Raw genomic sequence first — 18,739 nt, 5'->3', positions numbered from 1 at the left:
ATGGAAATGCAATACCGCCGGCTCGGCCGGTCCGGACTACAAGTCAGCGCACTTTCGCTGGGCTCCTGGCTTACTTTTGGCAAGCAAATCAGTGATGAGACAGCAGAATCGCTCATGGTAGCGGCCTATGAAAGGGGCGTCAACTTCTTCGATAATGCAGAGGCTTACGCCCAGGGCAAGTCCGAAATTGTGATGGGCAACATCCTCGCCAAGCAAAACTGGGACCGCAGCTCCTACATCGTTTCCAGTAAAGTGTTCTTCGGGGATGGCGGCCAGAAGCCCAATCAGACCGGGCTTAGCCGAAAGCACATCTTCGAAGCCTGCCATGCTGCCCTGAAGCGATTGCAAGTCGACTATCTCGACCTGTTTTTCTGCCACCGCCCGGATAAGAATACGCCCATTGAAGAAACCGTCTGGGCTATGAACCACCTCATTCAGCAGGGAAAAATCCTGTACTGGGGTACTTCTGAGTGGTCTGCTCAGGAAATCATGGAAGCTCACATGGTCGCACAACGCCTCAACCTCATCGGGCCGACGATGGAGCAGCCGCAATACAATATGTTTCACAGGGAGAAAGTAGAGGTGGAATTCAGTCAGATTTACAAAACCGTAGGATTAGGTACCACTATTTGGTCTCCCCTCGCTTCCGGTGTGCTGACCGGCAAGTACCTGGATAAATTTCCGGAAGGCACCCGTCTGGGCATGGAAGGTCTTGAGTGGCTCAAAGACCTTAGCCTGACTGAGGAGCGTCTGGAAAAAGTCCGGAAACTCAGTAAAATCGCTAATGATCTGGGCACCTCTATGCCTAAACTCGCTATTGCATGGTGCCTGACCAACCCCAATGTAAGCACTGTAATACTCGGTGGCTCAAAAGTCAACCACCTGGAAGAGAATATTGATGCTCTGGAACTGGTCTCCCAGCTGAGTGAGGAAGTGCTGAACCGCATTGAGGAGGTGCTGGGCAACAAGCCTGCTCATCCGACTTTCTAAACCAGCCTAAAAGAGCGAAGACCGCCCCAAAGCGGTGGGTTGTCACCCTAATTCCGGAGCCTTGCTGGCAATCAGCGTCAGCAAGGCTTCTATATCTTCACCCGAAGTGTGTGGGTTGGTAAGGGTGACCCGAAGGAAAAGCCCGGTTTTGAGCTGAGTTTGCACAATGTAAAACCGGCCGTCTTCCAGCAGAAACTGCCGGATGCGGGCATTCAGTTCATCGAGGTCGGCGCCAGGTTGTACGTAACGAAAACAAACAATATTGCAAGCCGGGGCAACCGCCAGCTCAAAGTCCGGATGGGCACGGACCAGGTCCGCAAAAAGAGCGCCGTTTTGCATGACTTTGCCCAGATAAGCTTCCCACAATTCAAAACCGTAGGTACGTAGCAGGGCATGTACCTTCATACCCATCATCAGCTTGGTACACTCGAAGGTACGCTTGGCCAGATTGTACCATTCCTGCTCGGTTTGTCCGGACCAGAGGTATTGTGCCCGCTGACTAAAGGTCCGGTAGCTGTCCGGCCCGTTTTTAAAAATTAAAGCGGTGGCTAAAACAGGTGTGAGCAGCATTTTGTGAAAGTCCATAGCCACTGAATCTGCGCGTTCCAAACCGTCCACAACAGCCTTGTACTGTGGAGAGAGTGACAATGCCGCACCGTGTGCCCCGTCAACATGCAACCAAAGCCCTTCCGCCTCGCAAAAATCAGCCAGCGCATTCAGATCATCAAAAGAGCCTGTGGAGGTGGAGCAGGCGCTGCCTACGACGGCGATAACTTCCAGTCCCTCTTCTTTGGCCTGAGCCAGATACTCAGGCAGGCATTCGTGCCGCATGCGGTAGTGGTCGTCCACAGGGATTTTGATGATGCCCGTTTCACCCCAGCCCATTATCCGGACCGCCCGGTCTACGCAATAATGCGCTTCTTCTGATACCATAAGGGCAAGGCGCGTCTCATTCCCGCCCTCCGTCCATATGGCCCGTTTGCTTTTCACTGCCCTGGCAGCGAGCAGCGCAGTCAGATTAGCCAGGGTACCTCCCGAGGTCAGTACACCACCAGCATTCGGGCCGAAGCCCATTCTCCCTGACACCACCGCGAGAACCTGTTGCTCTATAGCGGTAGCAGACATCCCCATTTCGTAAACAGCCATACCGTTGTTGAGCAGCCCGTCCACTAAGCTACTCAGGGCAGCAAGCGGAGCCGGCGGGCAAACCTGATGCCCCATATACCGGGGATGCTGCACCTGCACACTGCGCGATAAAATTTCCTGAAAAAAATGGGTGGGGCTACCCGCTCCGTTGATCAGATCATCGTGCCAGAAAGTGGCTTGCTCTCCCGGAGGCAAATAAGCAATGGCTTGCTGTTCCCGGCTCTGAACGGATTTTAAATGATCGGCGAGCATATCAATCAGCTCGTGCCCTACGGCCCTGAACCTTTCCGGGTCGTAGGCCGACTGTAAAATATCTGTTCCTGAGATCATAGTTTTTAACCTCTGACGATATCGGTGCCATCTACGATTTCGAGCTCGTAGTGCTCCGCCTGTACGGAAAAGGCCCGGTAGTACTCCTTTTTTGCGTACTTCAGGAAGTCCTCCTTGGCTGATTTTTTCACCAGATTAAGGGTGCAGCCGCCAAAGCCTCCGCCCATCATGCGGGCACCGGCAACGCCTTCGTGGTCTTTTGCCAGCTCCACCAGAAAGTCGAGCTCGCGGCAGCTGACCTCATACTCTTTGCTTAACCCTTCGTGGGTGCGGAGTAATAACTCACCGAGGGCTTCCATTTCGCCGTTCGTCAGCAGGTGCAGCGCCTGATGCAGGCGTTCGTTCTCCTCGATGACATAGCGGCACCGCTGGTAAACGACAGCCGTCATGTCTTCCCGGCAGGCCTCCAGCTGTTCCAGAGATGCGTCGCGCAGGGATTGAATGCCTTCAAACTTTTGGGCTACTGCTTCCGCCCCTTCACGGCACTCGCGTACCCGGTCTTTGTAGGCAGAATTAGCCAGCGCGTGCGATACACCTGTATTGATGAGCAGCAGTTCGTAGTCCTTCAGGTCCAGTTGTACATACTCATACTGCAGGGAGCGGCAATCCAGCTTAATGGCCTGCCCGCGTTGCCCCAGCAAGCTGGCAAACTGGTCCATAATGCCTGAAGGGATACCAAGAAAATTGTTCGAAGACCGGTGGGCAAGCTGTGCCAGTTCCTGACGGCTTTTCTGAAGATTGAACAGGCTGCAAATACCCAGTGCAAATCCGGCTTCGAGTGCTGCGGAAGAGCTCATCCCGGAGCCTATAGGCAGGTTGCCGCCAAAAACAACATCCACGCCTTCAAGAAGGATGTTTTCCTTCTGAAGCTGATCCAAAATACCCATAAGGTAATTTGCCCAACCTTTGTCTGACTTTTTGATATCGCTTAGCGAAAACTGATAGGAATCATTGATATCCAACGCATGAAAATGGCACTCATTGGTCCCGTTCTCGGCTATAGCGAAGTAAATATATCTGTTGATGGAGGCGGGCAGCACAAAGCCTTCGTTATAGTCCGTGTGCTCACCAATGATATTGATGCGCCCGCAGCCCTGCACCAGTAGCGGTTGTGAAGAGAATTTATCGCGAAATGCGGAAGCTATATTTTCGAGGGTGTTCATCCCAATTTTTTGCGCAAGATAGAGAACTCCGGGCATTGACCTGAAAGAAATACCCGAAATTTAGCCCCCGGTCAGTTTAAGTGATCCTGCAAGAACTGTATTGCCCGGTACTCAGACCAGGCATAGGGTTTTCCGGGCAGCGTAAATCCAACGTGGCCACCACTTCCCGGACGCTCAAGGAAGAGCTTGGGGTGGTCTTTGCAAAGTTCTGCAGGTGAGCAAGCCGGGGGCAAAATTGGATCATTACCGGCATTGACCAGCAAAATGGGCCGGTCGGTACCGCCCATGAAGTTTTTGGCGGAGGCCTGCCGGTAGAAATCTGCCGCGTCCTCATAACCGCCAAGGGGTGCGGAATAGTGCTCATCGAAGTCGCGCCAATGCCCCACTTCATCCAACTTTGATATATCCAGACGGCCGGGAAAATCCGCAGCCTTATCTGTTACCTTCCTGCTCAGACTCTTGAAGAAGCGGCGCTTATAGAAGCCATTCCCAGGAAGTTCCAAAGCATCTACGCTGGCTTTAAGGTCACAGGGGGAAGAAAAGGCAACTCCGCCAATTACGGCTTCCGGAACTGCTTTACCATGAACGCCAAGGTATTTCATAAGAATGCTCCCTCCCATGCTGAAGCCAACGAGCAGGACTTTTTCGTAGTCTTTGGTTTGGAGCGCATGTCCGATTACTTCGCCAATGTCACCGATCTCGCCATGATTGTAGAGGCGGAATTTCCGGTTCATCTCTCCGGAACAAGAGCGGCAGTTCCAGGCCAGCACATCCCAGCCTTCCTCCGAAAAGCGATTGGCCATACCCATCATGTAGTGGCGTTCGCTGTTGCCTTCCAGCCCGTGGGACAAGAGCACCAAATTGCGGCTTCTGTTGTCCACCCAGTCGAGGTCGACAAAATCACCATCAGAGAGCGTTAGTCGCTCCCGCTCATAGGTCGTCTGCACCCTGCGCAAAATAGCAGGGAGCACCGTCTGAAGGTGCCCGTTAAACTGATAACGGGGCGCCCGCTTGTAAGTCGATTCTTTAATCAGTGGCATCTGTGGTAGCCGTTGTATGGTATTCGAATGAAGCGCGCTCAGGCGAAAGGGCAGCCGTCCGGTCGTTTTCGGCAACCACAAAGTACTGAATGGGCTGCTCTTTATCCTGATGGGAGACAATGACGCCGAAGACCTGATCCTCGGCCATTTCATCCCCGCTCGCTCCATCGTCTAACATTTCAACCGCCCTGAAGTTGCCTCGTGTACCGTTCCTGTAGAACAGCCAGGCTCGTGTTGCCCCTTCCAGGCGAGTAGCAAAAATGGCCTCGTCACCCACATCGATATACTCAATGGTATCAATTTTTGGGGGCTCATGTCCTATCAGAGGATGATTTTGCAAATATTCAGCCCGGGGCTCCATAAGCTCTGTGATCCCCACGATGTTGACTTTATTGGCCCTTGCTGACTCGTAGAGGTTTTTCTCAAAAGCTTCCACGTTATAGAGCTTGTTGGAATCCGCCTCTACAAATGGGCGGATCCGTTCCTGAATACGCATGCCCTCGTAAAGGTAAGTGCTGTCGGCGAAGAAGTCCTGAACGATGGTTCGGATATGAGCAGCGTACATTTTGCGGTACAAGTCATTGCCGAGCAGTTCTGTAATAAGAGGCCGCTTTTTATTTTTTTGCTTATAGTGGATAAATGGGCTCAGGGTCTGCATGTCCTCCAGCCCAAGGGGCTTGCCCAGTCCATCGTAGCGAAAACCGCCAAATGAAAGGTTGAGGTCCCAGATGATGGGGTGGAAGACACCGTCTTCATCCTGATAGAGGTAGTAGTTGTGGCAAAAACGCCCGGTGTAGCTGTCCAGATTGACCAGTGTGATATTGAACGCCAGCATCCAGAGTGCTTCATCCACGGCGAGTACAGAGTCGATTTTTTCAGGGTGATTATTCAGTATATCTGTAAGGGCTACCAGCTGTGCCCATCCGGAATCCGATTTGATCTCATAATTACCTTTATAGCAATCCGGATCAGGGCCGAGGTATTCCAGGGACGACTTTTCCCCTTTTGCGCAGCCTTCGGGTGCTTCATAGCTCCAAACCGGGTCACATTTAAACAGTACCCCAGTCTCGTCTTCGTAATCACTGCCAAAGAAGCGTTCGAGCAGTTCCTCGTCAACAGACTCCGTGTTGTTGTAGAGCCCAAAGTACTCATCATTGATAAACACGCGAACATAATTGGCCCGTGGCGAGACCATGTACCGGTTTGCAATTTTGTAGGACAATGCTTCCCTAAGAAAGGAAGGGTCCCGGAAAACATTGCTCAGCTTGAGCTTATCGTAGCCCCCGGGCATTTTCCGGTCTTTGTGGGTCTCATTAACATCAATATTAAAGGGCAGCTTGGCGTAGTCATTTTTCCTGACGTTGAAGTAGGAGCTGTTGCCCTTATAGCGGACTCCTGCCCCCTCGTAGGTTTCCCCTGCAAACTTTACTGTGGCAATCAGGCGCTGATCCAGCCCGGCTTGTTTGAGTGAGTCAAGGATATCGTCCCAGTTGTCTTCCTCAAAATAGATGCGGACCTCCCGGATGGAGTCCGGGTCGTAAATATCGATTTCGGTATCCTGCCCGATAACCGGAGCCGCGTATACCAAAGCAAACAGAAAAAGTAAGAGAAGTTGTTGCATAGATTTGGTCAATTGAACCCTATCAAAAGAAAATTGCGAAGCAAACAGTAGCTGCTTGCTTCGCAAATTCAGGAATTCTGGCGGCAAAACCTACAGGCATGCACCAAATTATTCGTAAGCTTTAGTTATTTAATTCTTCTAAGGTAGCGGTGTGCTGCTCAAACATATAGCGGGACGGGCTGAAGTTTGCCGCCCGGGCATTTTCGGCGTAGATGTAGTATTGGATTGCGGTAGCTCCCCCTTCCGGATTCACAACCGCCCCAAAGACACCATCCCCCGCTTCGCCATCATTATGCCGGCCATCGTCTGCCATGTCTACCCGCTTGAAGGGTTGAGCAGCGTCGTGACGGTAAAATAAAGCCACCTCCGTGGGAAACTTCTCTACTTTGGCCTGGATTTTAAACTCTGTGACCCGTTCAGCAGAAAATTGCTCGCGGGAACTGACCGTAACATCACTAACCATTGGAGGGATAACAGCTAAAACAACGTCCTGCTTGAGGAAATCCGTACGGGGCGTCATTAGTTCCTGCAAACCAGGAATACGGCTGCGCTTGCCAATCGTTTCGGTGAGGCTGTTGTCGAAGTCTTCCATGGAGTAATACCGGTTTTTGTCTGCTTCAAAGTCTTCCCGGATAAGGGCTTGCAGTTCTTTAACCCGCTCCAGGTACTGGTCTTTGCGGAAGACCTCATTCACGATAGTACGGATGTGGTCGAGGTACATTTTCCTGTAGTGCTCATCCTTGAGCAGCTGACTAATCAGTGGCTTATCTGCATTATTGACGTGCAGCAGGGGGTCCATCTCCTGCAGGTCTTTCAGCTTAAGGTCGGAGCCTACACCTGTGTTTTTGTAGCTGCCGAAACAGAGGTTAAGGTCAAATACTATAGGATTGAACCGCCCCTGATCATCGCGGTAGAGGTAATAGTTTTCGCTGTAACGGCCGGTGTAGCTGCTCAGGTTAGCCAATACGTTATTGTAGGCCAGCATCCAAAGGGCCTGGTCTACGTTAAGCACACGATGCACCTCATCCGGCTTTTTGTTCAGCAGGTAGGTCAGCTCAATGAGGTCATCCCACCCGCTTTCCGAGAGTAGCTGGAAGTTATGAAGGTAACACTTGGCACTTTCGTCAAACTGCAGGCTGCCGAACACATCTGCCTTGCACCCAGCAGGTTCATTTTCCACAAGATTTGGCGCGCAGCGGATGAAAGTACCCTCATCTGTGCCATAGTTGCGCTTGAGAAAAGCATCATCAATCGGCTCCACATTCACAAACAAGCCATAGTACTCGCCATTGACCATCACACGCGCATAATTGGCAAGTGGTGCAGGCATGTAACGGCGTGCAATTTCATAGCCAAATACTTCGCGCACCATGCTAGGGTCTCTCAGCGCACTGGAAAGTTTGACGGTGCCCCGCCCCTGGTAATTCTGTTCCTTGTCGATATAATTGAGCTTCAGGTAGAGGCTGTTGCGCTTATTCCCTGGCTGGAAGGAACGGCTTTCACGGTAACGTACCCCAATATCATCAAACTTTTGCCCGTTAATTTCAACGCTGCCGAAGAGCAAGCCGTCACCGTTGAAGCGCAGGGAATCCAGTACATAGCGCCAGTTCTCCTGCTCAAATCTGATTTTGATTTCCTGAATGGTACCGGTATCATAAAAACCGGAAGCATCATCTTGAGCCCATAGTGTTGTATAAGCCCCGAAGCAAAAAAGGCTTAGTAGGATCAGCGTTGTTTTTTTCATATTGAAGGTGTGATGTGATTTTCAGGATTTTGTTTTGGGTATAATCGCCAGCGGCTCCTGAACGCTGACAAATTATACTTTTTTCATTGCAATATTAAGAAATTATGCTGACGATGGAGGGCTCTCTTCTGGCAAACCCTTTAGGAAACGCCCTTTATTTTTTACTTACTTCCCACTGAGTTGCAGGAAATGCAAGTAAAGATTGACCACCATAATCGCGATGATTGCGAGGGCACCGATCCGCATCCACCAGGCATTGCGCTGCCGGAATGCTTCTGCTTTTTTCCTGGACTCAGGATCGCCCGCCTGTACCCGGCCTATGCTAAACAGGTAAAGGTAAATACCAAAAGCCAGGAATATCAACTCCATGAGCAAGCCCAAATAATCCATTTTACTAGTTGTTTAATTCCTCAAAAAAACCAGTCTTTTTATTCTTCACGACATTATCCCAGTGGAAATACCGCCCGTTCATGGATACATATACGCCCGGCTGCAACGTTTGTACAAAAGCCAGGGCACTGCCCAGATTGAAAAAGCCATCCGAAGAAGTCCCGAAAGCATAGGGAATCATTGCACCGGTAAGCACTATGGTTTTCCCTTCTATATTCCGCCTGGCCAGAAATTGTGCCGTTTCCACTACCTTATCGGTACCGTGCGTAATAAGAATTTTATCATACGGGCAACGCTGACAGTTGTAGGCAATAATTTCCCGGTCCTCTTCCATCATCTCCATACTGTCGATCATCATCAGCGTCTTGATATTCACATCAAGCGTACATCTGCCCCGCTCGAACATACTGGGCAAATGGGTATCCCGGAAAAAGAGACTCCCTGATATATAGTTGTACTCTTTATCAAAAGTACCTCCGGTGACGTAGACCTGAATCATTATTGCTGTTTTTGCGCTTAGCGGCAATTATACGACAAATGCCTACTGCCACAAAGTGCAAGCCTGGGATAAATACAGCTTCTTTACCAGAATGCAACAATTACCTTTGGTTACAATAAAAATAACCCCAGCTGCCACCATGAGGCAACCAGGGTTATTCGCACCTATATATACTCCTCTTACAAATTACACCTCTCGTGACCGGAGGGAGTATAATAAGGATAATGCTATTCCTTGTCCACCTTGAAGAAGTCGTCTTCAAGCCCTGTGTTGATGTTTACCTCCTCCACTTTCATCGTCAGTGGTACAGGGGCCATGCCTTCTGATTCAGTTTGGAACGGGACCATCATCCCCTCCACTTCCTGGTAGTCACTAAATCGGTTAGTGATAGTAACTGAACCCTGCGGCCCATCCTGCGTGGTTACCGTCTTTAGCTTCAGCCCGCTTTCGATTGAAAAATATTCAGTACTCTTACTCCCATCAGGGCTGATAATTTCAATTTTATAAGCTGGCTCGCCATCCACTTTTTCTGCTCCCGTAAGTTTGAGCTCATAACCTTTTTTGTCGTACGCCAGTTCCGGGTGGATCATCGCCTGCGATTTGAATGCATCGGCATCTTCTCCCTCGAGGATTTGCTTTTGCCCCATAGCGCTGACCATCGCTCTTTCACCGTCGTAGCGGGTTTCGTTGACTACAGACCCGTTCATCTCTACCGTCATGGCCATTTTGCCGGTTGCTTTCTGCTTCATTTTCATGGTCAGGGCCATACCCTGAATAGTAGCGCCCATGGTCATGCTCATATCTTCCACGCTTTCCAGCTTTTCACGGCCACCGAGCGCTTCAATATATTGCGCAATCACATCCATAGCTTTCAGGCCTTCTGGCACACTCAGGCCGGCTTTGTCGAGTGGGCGCCCCTGATTGTCGTACATTATCACGGGAGCCACACGCTCTAGCGGCTCAGCCACTTCGCCGGCATTCCCTACGACAACGACGTAGGCCTGGCCCGGCAGTAAATATTTCTGAGCAGCCGCTGTGAGGTCTGCCTGCGTAACAGCCTGTACGCGCTCCAGATAGGTAGCATAGTAATCTTTCGGAAGCTTGTACCGGGCAATATTCAGTGCAAAACGGGCAACGGTCTCCGGTCGCTCCGTGCTTCGGGCAAAACTGCCAAAAATGAAACTTTTCACACTGTTGAGCTCTTGCTCCGGCACAGCCTCGGTGCGCAGCTTTTCGAGCTCGCCTAACATCTCGACCACTGCGCTGTCTGTCACTTCATTACGAACATTACCGCCGGCGGCAAAGTAGCCGATGATTTTATCGTACTGCAGCGTTGAGCGTACGCCGTAAGAATACCCTTTATCCTCGCGGATGTTTTGATTCAAACGGCTGGACAGCAGCCCTCCGCCCAAAATGGTGTTCAATACGTTTGCGACAATCGCATCATCCGTGCCGGGCTTCAGATTGACCGGGTAGGTGATATTGAGGATCGACTGCGTTGCGCCGTCTTTGTTTATCAACGCCACCTGAGTGGCATCCGGCGCTTTAGGGCGGGGATAAAACGCCCGAGCTACATTACCTTTTTCCCATTTCCCAAAGTAGGTCTCGGCCAGCGTCCTGGCTTCATCCGCGTTGATGTCGCCGATAAAAGCCAGGTAACTAATGTTAGGCTTGAAGTTTTCGTTATAGTATTCCTTCAGGTCTTCCAGCTTAATATTTTCCAGCGTTTCCCTGGTTTCTATTTCACCGTAAGGATGGTCTTCACCAAAGGTGAGTACATCCGAGACGGTGGAAGAAATATAGCTGGGATCAGAAGTCTGAAGGGCAAGTGCAGAAAGCCGCTGTTGTAGCAGCTTCTCAAATTCTGCCTCCGGGAAGCTTGGGTTGAGCACAGCATCCGCCATGAGCTCTATGAGGGTTTCCTTATGCTTGCTCAAGGCTGTGGCATAGGCACCTCCGCTGCTTGTGGAGAGACTTGCCCCCATAAAGTCAACGGTTTCATCGATTTCATTTTTGGTACGGTTTGCTGTACCGCGGCTCAGCATTTCGCCAGCCATACTTGCCATACCTACCTTGTCGCCTTCGGCGGTTGGGGGCACGTCGACCAGAAGCTGGAAAGTCACTTTAGGCAACTTGTGGTTTTCCACTACGATCACTTCCAGGCCATTGTCCAGCTTAAATTGCTGGTATTCGCCAAACTCAATCCGGGGCGGTGGGCCGCCTTCCGGTGCTTTCTTGCGAAAGTCTTCGTCTTGCGCCTGTATAGCGGTCGTACCCAATAGCGCGACAACGAGGTATATTAGAGATTTGAAATTCATATCTTGATTCAGATTTTTACTTAAAAATTAGGTTTTGGGCACTGCTTACGGCTGTGCGGGCTTGGGCAAATAGTAAAGCGCAACCCGGTTGCCGGGCACCAGGTATTTTTTTGCTACCCGTTGGAGGTCCTCCCGGGTTACTGCCTTGTATTTCTCCAGCTCGGTGTTGATCAGGTTGGCATCATCGTAAATGGTATGGTAGGTGGCCAGGCTATTGGCAATACCAAACATAGAAGCATTATCGGTAAAGAAGCTGGCTTCAATCTGATTTTGCAGCTTTTGGTATTCCTGCTCAGAGATAAGTTCCTCCCGGACTTTTGCTGTTTCGGCGTCCATCGCTTCTTCCAGCGCTTTGGCATCTGTGCCGGCACTCGCTATGGCAAAGGTCATAGATAAACCCGGGTCTTCCGTACCATCTGCAAAGTTGTAAACGGCCAGTGCCTTTTCCTGTTCGTCTACCAGCGCACGGCGCATGCGGGAGCTCTCCCCTTCCGACAACAGCCGGTTGAGCATTTGAATCGCGTAGGCATCATCTTCGGTTATGGATGGAATGCGGTAAGCATGGATAACGGCCGGTAACTGGATTTGGTCGTAGACAGTGTCCCGCACTTCCCCATTCAGAGCCGGCTCCTTAATTTCCGGGCGGTAAAAACTCCCTTTCTTAGCCGGAATAGTACCAAAGTATTGGTTCACCCACTTCTTAGCCTGCTTGGTTTCGAAGTCTCCGGCGATGACCAGCACAGCGTTGTTAGGCACATAGAAATCTTTGTAAAAGTTGACGTAGTCCGCTTCCGTTGCCGCATTCAGGTGGTCCATGGAGCCGATCGTCGGCCACTGATAGGGGTGCTTTTTGAACGCCCGCTTTAGTGCTTCCATGCGGAACGTACCGTAGGGGCGGTTATCGTAGCGCTGCCGCATCTCTTCCTTGACCACCTCCCGTTGGGTTTCAATACCCTTATCCTCTACCTTAGCGTGCAGCATGCGCTCGGATTCCAGCCACATGCCCAACTCCAGCTGATTGGAAGGCAGAATCTCAAAGTAGCAGGTAACGTCTGAAGTGGTGTAGGCATTCAGCGTACCGCCAGCGTCCTGAATGTACTTGTCAAACTGGCCGCGCTCGATGTTTTCCGAACCTTCAAACAAGAGGTGCTCAAAAAAGTGGGCAAACCCGGTACGGTCAGGGTTTTCGTTTTTGCTTCCAACATGATACATCACGGCAATGGCAACAATGGGTGTGGTTTTATCCTGATGCAGAATCACATCCAGCCCGTTATCCAGCGTGAGCTGTTCAAATTCAATGGCGCGGTCCTGGGCCAGCAGTCCGGTCCCGAGAAGTACGCCGCTAAGTAGAAAAAATAGCTTTCTGAGCGTCATATTGATATTTGGTTTGATACATTTTTTCAATAAGGTGCAAGTTGCAAAACGTATTGCACATCACGAAGTGCAATAGAGAAGTCTTAGATAACCAACGACGAAACCCGTGCTTTTGATTACATACAGAGATGGCAATGCTCAATTTTATAGTTTTTTTCTATATTAAATCTTTGCAAAGCCCCTTAAAGATGTCCCGAACAATCGCTGGCTTTCTCTTTTTGATAGCCTGGTCATGCTGCTTGGTCCAGCTGTTAAAGGCCCAATCTACGCCCAATATCATCATCATTATGGCAGATGATCAGGGCTGGGGCGATCTTAGCCTGCATGGGAATGTCAATCTCAGCACTCCAAATATTGACAGCTTAGCAGTGAATGGGGTTCAGTTCGACCGGTTTTTTGTTGACCCGGTGTGCTCTCCGACACGGGCCGCTTTACTTACCGGACGATATGCGGTAAGGGGTGGCGTTTATTCCACTTCTGCCGGTGGCGAACGGCTCGACCTCGATGAAAAGACGCTGCCTGAGTACTTTGAATCTGCCGGCTATGCCACCGGTGCTTTCGGCAAATGGCACAACGGCATGCAGCCACCCTATCACCCCAACAGCCGGGGCTTCGACGAGTTCTACGGCTTTTGCTCCGGGCACTGGGGCAGCTACTTCAGCCCTATGCTGGAACATAACGGACAAATCATTCAAGGCGATGGCTACCTGCCCGACGATCTGACGAACCGGGCTATAGATTTCATTGCACAACATCAGGATAAGCCGTTTCTGGTCTACCTCCCCTTCCCCACCCCACACGCGCCTATGCAGGTACCGGATGACTGGTGGGAAAAGGTGAAAGACCGCCCGCTCCTAAACCGGCACCGAAATCCGGAACGTGAAGACACCACTTTTACCCGGGCCGCACTCGCCATGGTGGAGGATATTGACTGGAACGTGGGGCGCCTCATCGCACATCTCCGCAAGCTGCACCTGGAAGAAAATACCATAATATTGTATCTCACAGATAACGGCCCTAACTCCTGGCGCTGGAACGGTGATATGAAAGGGCGGAAAGCCAAAACCGATGAAGGCGGGGTGCGTTCGCCACTGCTGATACAATGGAAAGGGCAGCTCCCTGTCGGAAAGACCATTCAACCCATTGCCAGCGTGCATGACCTGCTGCCGACCTTAGCCGACCTTGCAGGCATTCCCTTCGATCCCCCAAAGCCCTTGGACGGCAAAAGCCTGAAATCTTTGCTTTTGGAGAAGAACACGCATTGGCCCGAGCGTTTGATCATCAACCAATGGGGCGACCGAATCAGCGTGCGCAGTCAGCATTTCCGGCTGAGCCATGACGGACAGTTGTTTGATATGAATGCCGACCCCGGGCAGCGTAAAGATGTCAGCCACGCACATCCGGAAATCCATAAAACGCTGATCAAGGCGCAGGAAAAATTCCGAAAAGAGGTGCTATCAGAACTAAATCCGAACCAAAAACGAGCTTTTGCCGTGGGGCACCCTGACCATGTTTTCACCCAACTGCCTGCCCGTGATGCCATTGCCACCGGCACCATCGAACGGTCCAACCGCTGGCCCAACTGCTCCTATTACACCAACTGGACAAACACCAATGACAGCATCTATTGGGACGTGGAGGTCCTGAAACCCGGTCTTTATCAGGCAACCCTGTACTACACCTGTGCGGAAGAAAATACCGGCGCAGCTTTCCGGTTGTCCGCAAACGGCACAGCCATTGATTTTCAAATCAGTGACGCCCACAACCCACCATTAGAAGGTGCCCGATACGACCGTACGCCCCGGGATGTTTCCTACGTCAAAGACTGGAAGCCTTTAAAGGTTGGCAATCTTCAGCTGAAGCGCGGCCAACAGCGGCTCGCCCTTTCCGCAAAGGATATTCCCGGTGCTCAGGGCTTTGATTTCCGGCTGCTGCAGTTGGATCGAATAGAAACTTACAAAAGCCCGTAGACCAGCCGTGAATTTTGTCTTCTTCTTTGCCCTATTCACCGTTACAACTAAAAAAGCAAAGCCTCATTTACCCAAAAACCAAGCTATGATCAAGGATTGGAAGCAGCTGCTGGTAATGGGCAGCATTTTGCTTTTTGCAAGTGCAATGAGCGCGCAGGCCAAGTGGGACATTTCCGGTACGCAGGCCCGGGAAGGCGAAGATCCATATCTACAGGAAAAATACTGGGCTCTCAACAACAGCCCCATGCAACAAAAGCTGCGCAACCTCAAGCCCTTCCCGGTGGGCGTGGTGTACTATCAGCAGCGGGGCGATGACCTGGAGGCTGCCAAACACGAATTTGAGACCATCCGCGACCTGGGCTTCACCGCACTAAAACAAGTGCAGCTGGTCGCACCCGACAATCCGGAGGGCTTCCGGGAAGAAGTTTTTGATGCCGCCATCGATATTGGCATTTCGCCCTGGTACTACGGCAAGGGCGGCTGGGCCAACATCACGCCTGAACTCCTGAAAGAACTGGGTATCGACATGAAGCTTACCGAAGCTAATATGCCCGCTATTCAGGTCCACCCCAAAATGATCGCCCACCAAAAGCAGGTTTGGCACGACAGGGTTGACCGCATGGATCAAAAGCCGCCAAAGCCTGAAGGTATGGGCGAGCCCGGGCGCAACAACCCCTGGATGCCGGAGCGCCTGCTCCCGCCCTTCGCAGAATGGCTGGAAGATACCTACGGCTCGATGGATGCCCTAAAAGAGGCCTGGAACTGCGGCTATACCGGCAGTTGCGCTTTCCAAACCTTCGAAGAAGCAGCGGCTCAGCTGAAGGGCACCGGATTTGATGAGTATGGCAATGGTACCGGAAAGCTATCTAAAGATTTCCGGCGCTACCGGGACGCCATGAAATTTCAGTCCGAGCTTATCGTCGAAAACTATCAAAAAACGATGGACCTCTACTACGACTGGGATCCCGATGAGCCCGAGCGTACCGGCGGGCACCAGATTTTTGAAAACCAGGCCATGAATACCTGGGACCTGGAGGCTCAGGCTAAAACGGCCGATATTGGCGGGTCATTCTATTCCTCCATCCACCTTACCCACCACTTTTTCCTGACCGACCATGAGATCCTCCGCCCGGTCTACTGGCAGGCCCGCATCGTGGCCGATATGTTCAAAGGCGGCTGGGCAGCTACATGGGAGTCTACCGGCGGGCCTACCCAATGGAGCGGGCATCAGGGTTATACCGTTGACGGGCAGACGATGTCGCAGCTCATCGTATCCTACCTGGCAGCCGGGCTCAAAGGTATTGGATTTTGGATGTGGAACAGCCGGGGCGAAGGCTGGGAAGTCGGGGAATACGCCCTGACGGATATTCAGGGCGAGCCCGCCGACCGGGCTATCGTAGCGGGCAATTTCTCCAAAAAGCTGCAGGAACATCGCTTCGAGCTTTGGGACAGCGTAGACGAGCCCACCGTAGGGATTCTGTACAGCTGGGAAAATGAAGCCATGCTCGGCCGCCTTTCCCTGGGCGCCTACGATATGAATACGCCGGTGTACAAAACCGACCGGGACAAGCAGTTTCGGCAGTTCCATTCCGAAGCCCGCCTTGGGCTTTCCCGCGCCCTGATGAACAACAATATCCCCTTCGAGTACCTCACGGAGCGCGATCTGGACGCCGGGCTGGCTGCCCGCTACCCAATCATTTACCTGCCGTATGTGATTACACTGAAGGACGAGCACATCAAAGCCCTCAAATCCTATGTGCAACAGGGCGGGCGGCTCGTTGCTGACTTTCCGGTTCTTATGCTCGACACCTACGGCCGCCTGAACAAGCAGCATAAAGACAGCGACTTTGCCGAGCTCTTCGGGCTGCAAACCGCCGATTTTCACCACAGCTTCAACCGCCCCATCCACTTCGATGGCGATGCGCTGGATACGCAGTACGGTGCTCTAAAAGCCAACGGAGCAGCAGTCATCAGCACCTTTGAAAATGGCTTGCCCGCCGTAACCCGGCACTCATACGGCCAAGGCGAAGCCGTACTGATTAACTTTGAAGGCTCACGCATGACTTACCGGAAAGGCAACGAGAAAATGGAGGATATACTGACCTATTTCACCCTCGGAGATATCCGCCCACCCTACGAAGTCAAAGGTGCTCAGCACAGCATGGTGATGCGCCGCTCAGCTCCGGAGGCCGACCACTACTTCATCCTCAATGAAAATGATGGGCAGTCAGAGACGATACGGGTACAGTCTGACGTCATAAAATACGGTAAAGCCGTTAATATTTATACAGATGAAGCCCTGAAAAGCAACGAGCAGGGTTTTGAAATCACCGTTCCTGCCCGTTCCGGTATCTGGGTACGTATTGAGAAGCCGTAAAATGAACGCTTTGCAGAAAACGATTCGAGTACTAACCCTTGCTATCATCAATTTAGCCATTGCACTTGCTGCCAATGCGCAGGAGTTCGGAAGCTGGGACGTACCGGTACCCAATCCGGAACGCTGGTGGGAACCGGTGCCTGGTTTTGTGCCGGTGGAGCCCGGGGAGCACCCGCGTATCCTCTTCCGGGAGAAGGACCTGCCCTGGCTGCGCAGCAAAATGGATAAACCGGAGGGGCAAATACTGTTAAGCCGTCTGCGGGAGCTGCTTAACGGAAGCGATGGCCGCAGTATGCCCCTGTTCTTCAACCCCGCAGACAGTGCCTATACCAACGGGCACTACGAGCAGCTCGTCATTGACAGCGCTGGCGTGTACACCTTTGGGCATGTGGCCGGTTACGGGCTGCTCTTCCAGCTTACGGGCGACACCCTCTACGCCGATCTGGGCCGCCAATGCTTCGACCTGGCACTGAAGGGGCAGCGCGACCGGGATGACCGCTACAGCTGGGTGGATCCCGGCGGCGCTCTGCGGGCCGGGTCGGTACTGGGCTGGATGGCGGTGGGCTACGACCTCTGCTATGATGGCTGGGACAAAGCAACTCGTATCAGGCTGGGCAAAGCGATAGAACACTACAGCACAGACATCATCACCAAATGGGGTGGCGTCCGGGTGAACCTGGAGAGTCTGACAAGCGGTACGATGCCTCCCACCAGCAATCACTATAGCATGCAGGTGGGTGGTGCCGCCCTTGCCCTGCTGGTCATCCATAAAGAGCCCTGGGCTAATCAGGAGCGCATCGACAGCCTGCTACAGGTCAGTCAGCGCAGTATGGTACACAACGCTACTCAGGGCTTTGGCGACGGTGGCTATTTTGCCGAGGGTGATGGTACGGGCTCTATGGCCACCTACATTACCTATCTCACCGCTTTGCAGGGCTGGAAAAATGCCTTAGGCAAAGACTTTGCCGGAGCTCAACCTCCTAATGTGCGTATGATGGCGCTCAAATGGCTCTACCTGACCTATATTGAAAATGGAAAGCCTGCCATCTGGCCGGTCCGTGGCGGCTATCCCCACAATGCCTGGAGCCGGAAGGGGCTATCTGGATCCGGGTATTTTGGGCTGGCGTTTGGAGTACTCCCTGCCAGGTACGCTGCTGCGCTGCAATGGTTTTACGAGCGTTTTTTAGAAGATACGGATCAGGACGTTGGTATCCAATATGAGCCCTCCGCCTACCCTCATATTGTAGCGACCACTTTCGTGAACTGGCCCGATACTCTGGATGGCATTAATCCGGAGGAAGTACTGCCCCACTGCTATCAAGACAGGCGGTATGGCTTCTATGCCTGGCGCAACCGCTGGGAAGACAACAATGACATCATCATCACGGCCCTCACTCAAAGCGCTCATGGCTTCATGGGGGCTCAGGCAGATACAGCTTTTCAAATCCGGGCCTTTGGACAAAACTTTAGCTGGGGGAAAATCCCCGGAGCCGTAGCGCTTTGGGGCCGCTCCCAAAATGGCAGGCGCAGTCTGCTAAGCTTTAAAAACGGAGAATCAGTGGCCATTGGATTTTCGGAAGGCAATATGCCCGAAGCCCTACTGCTTGCGACCGGAAAACACGAGGGCGAACAGGTGGAAATAAAAGGCCAGACGATAACCGTCCAATACCTGAGCCAGGGCCCAACACCCAAAATAAAGGCACGTGGCAATCGCATCAAGATCGGCACCTACCGGCTGCGGGTCAGGGATGGTATCCTTGAATGGCTGAATTGAGGC

13 protein-coding genes are annotated in these 18,739 nt (G+C 52.1%); 4 read left to right on the top strand and 9 right to left on the bottom strand.

Features of this window, described 5'->3' with window-relative positions:
- The first annotated feature begins 6 nt into the window (after positions 1-6).
- Positions 7-990, top strand: a complete 984-nt coding sequence (locus tag ACO08I_RS00975; RefSeq protein ID WP_345894645.1) for an aldo/keto reductase — start codon at positions 7-9, stop codon at positions 988-990.
- 42 nt (positions 991-1,032) lie between these two features.
- On the opposite strand, the gene ACO08I_RS00970 is transcribed toward ACO08I_RS00975, so the two are convergent.
- The 9 genes from ACO08I_RS00970 to ACO08I_RS00930 all read right to left on the bottom strand — a co-directional run bounded on the left by ACO08I_RS00970 (position 1,033) and on the right by ACO08I_RS00930 (position 12,615).
- Positions 1,033-2,466: a pyridoxal phosphate-dependent decarboxylase family protein gene (locus ACO08I_RS00970; protein WP_421948204.1), complete on the bottom strand. Its 1,434-nt coding sequence runs from the start codon at positions 2,464-2,466 to the stop codon at positions 1,033-1,035.
- 5 nt (positions 2,467-2,471) lie between these two features.
- Entirely contained in the window at positions 2,472-3,629 is a 1,158-nt protein-coding gene (gene galK, locus ACO08I_RS00965) for a galactokinase (RefSeq protein ID WP_282780898.1), read from the bottom strand.
- A gap of 71 nt (positions 3,630-3,700) precedes the next feature.
- Positions 3,701-4,669: a YheT family hydrolase gene (locus ACO08I_RS00960; protein WP_421948203.1), complete on the bottom strand. Its 969-nt coding sequence runs from the start codon at positions 4,667-4,669 to the stop codon at positions 3,701-3,703.
- On the bottom strand, positions 4,656-6,290 hold the full coding sequence (locus ACO08I_RS00955; RefSeq protein ID WP_421948202.1) for a CotH kinase family protein: 1,635 nt from the start codon (positions 6,288-6,290) through the stop codon (positions 4,656-4,658). The genes ACO08I_RS00960 and ACO08I_RS00955 overlap by 14 nt, the downstream gene beginning before the upstream one ends.
- Positions 6,291-6,411: 121 nt before the next feature.
- On the bottom strand, positions 6,412-8,034 hold the full coding sequence (locus tag ACO08I_RS00950; protein WP_282780905.1) for a CotH kinase family protein: 1,623 nt from the start codon (positions 8,032-8,034) through the stop codon (positions 6,412-6,414).
- 165 nt (positions 8,035-8,199) lie between these two features.
- On the bottom strand, positions 8,200-8,424 hold the full coding sequence (locus ACO08I_RS00945) for a hypothetical protein (RefSeq protein WP_044225992.1): 225 nt from the start codon (positions 8,422-8,424) through the stop codon (positions 8,200-8,202).
- A 4-nt stretch (positions 8,425-8,428) separates the two neighbouring features.
- Complete coding sequence (locus ACO08I_RS00940; protein WP_282780907.1) at positions 8,429-8,923, bottom strand: asparaginase domain-containing protein; 495 nt, start codon at positions 8,921-8,923, stop codon at positions 8,429-8,431.
- A 227-nt stretch (positions 8,924-9,150) separates the two neighbouring features.
- Positions 9,151-11,241 (bottom strand): insulinase family protein, encoded by a 2,091-nt coding sequence (locus ACO08I_RS00935; RefSeq protein ID WP_282780909.1) that lies wholly within the window; start codon positions 11,239-11,241, stop codon positions 9,151-9,153.
- 45 nt (positions 11,242-11,286) lie between these two features.
- Entirely contained in the window at positions 11,287-12,615 is a 1,329-nt protein-coding gene (locus ACO08I_RS00930; RefSeq protein ID WP_044225986.1) for a M16 family metallopeptidase, read from the bottom strand.
- Between the two features lie 188 nt (positions 12,616-12,803).
- Between ACO08I_RS00930 and ACO08I_RS00925 the strand changes: the two genes are divergently transcribed.
- From ACO08I_RS00925 to ACO08I_RS00915, 3 genes are all read left to right on the top strand, one after another.
- Positions 12,804-14,585, top strand: a complete 1,782-nt coding sequence (locus ACO08I_RS00925) for an arylsulfatase (RefSeq protein WP_421948201.1) — start codon at positions 12,804-12,806, stop codon at positions 14,583-14,585.
- An 85-nt stretch (positions 14,586-14,670) separates the two neighbouring features.
- Entirely contained in the window at positions 14,671-16,962 is a 2,292-nt protein-coding gene (locus ACO08I_RS00920; protein WP_421948200.1) for a beta-galactosidase trimerization domain-containing protein, read from the top strand.
- 10 nt (positions 16,963-16,972) lie between these two features.
- Positions 16,973-18,736, top strand: a complete 1,764-nt coding sequence (locus ACO08I_RS00915) for a hypothetical protein (RefSeq protein WP_421948199.1) — start codon at positions 16,973-16,975, stop codon at positions 18,734-18,736.
- Positions 18,737-18,739 lie beyond the last annotated feature (3 nt).

The organism is Phaeodactylibacter xiamenensis (genome assembly GCF_965229835.1).
Taxonomy (GTDB): Bacteria; Bacteroidota; Bacteroidia; order Chitinophagales; family Saprospiraceae; genus Phaeodactylibacter; species Phaeodactylibacter xiamenensis.
This window is presented reverse-complemented; position numbering and strand designations above follow the sequence as displayed.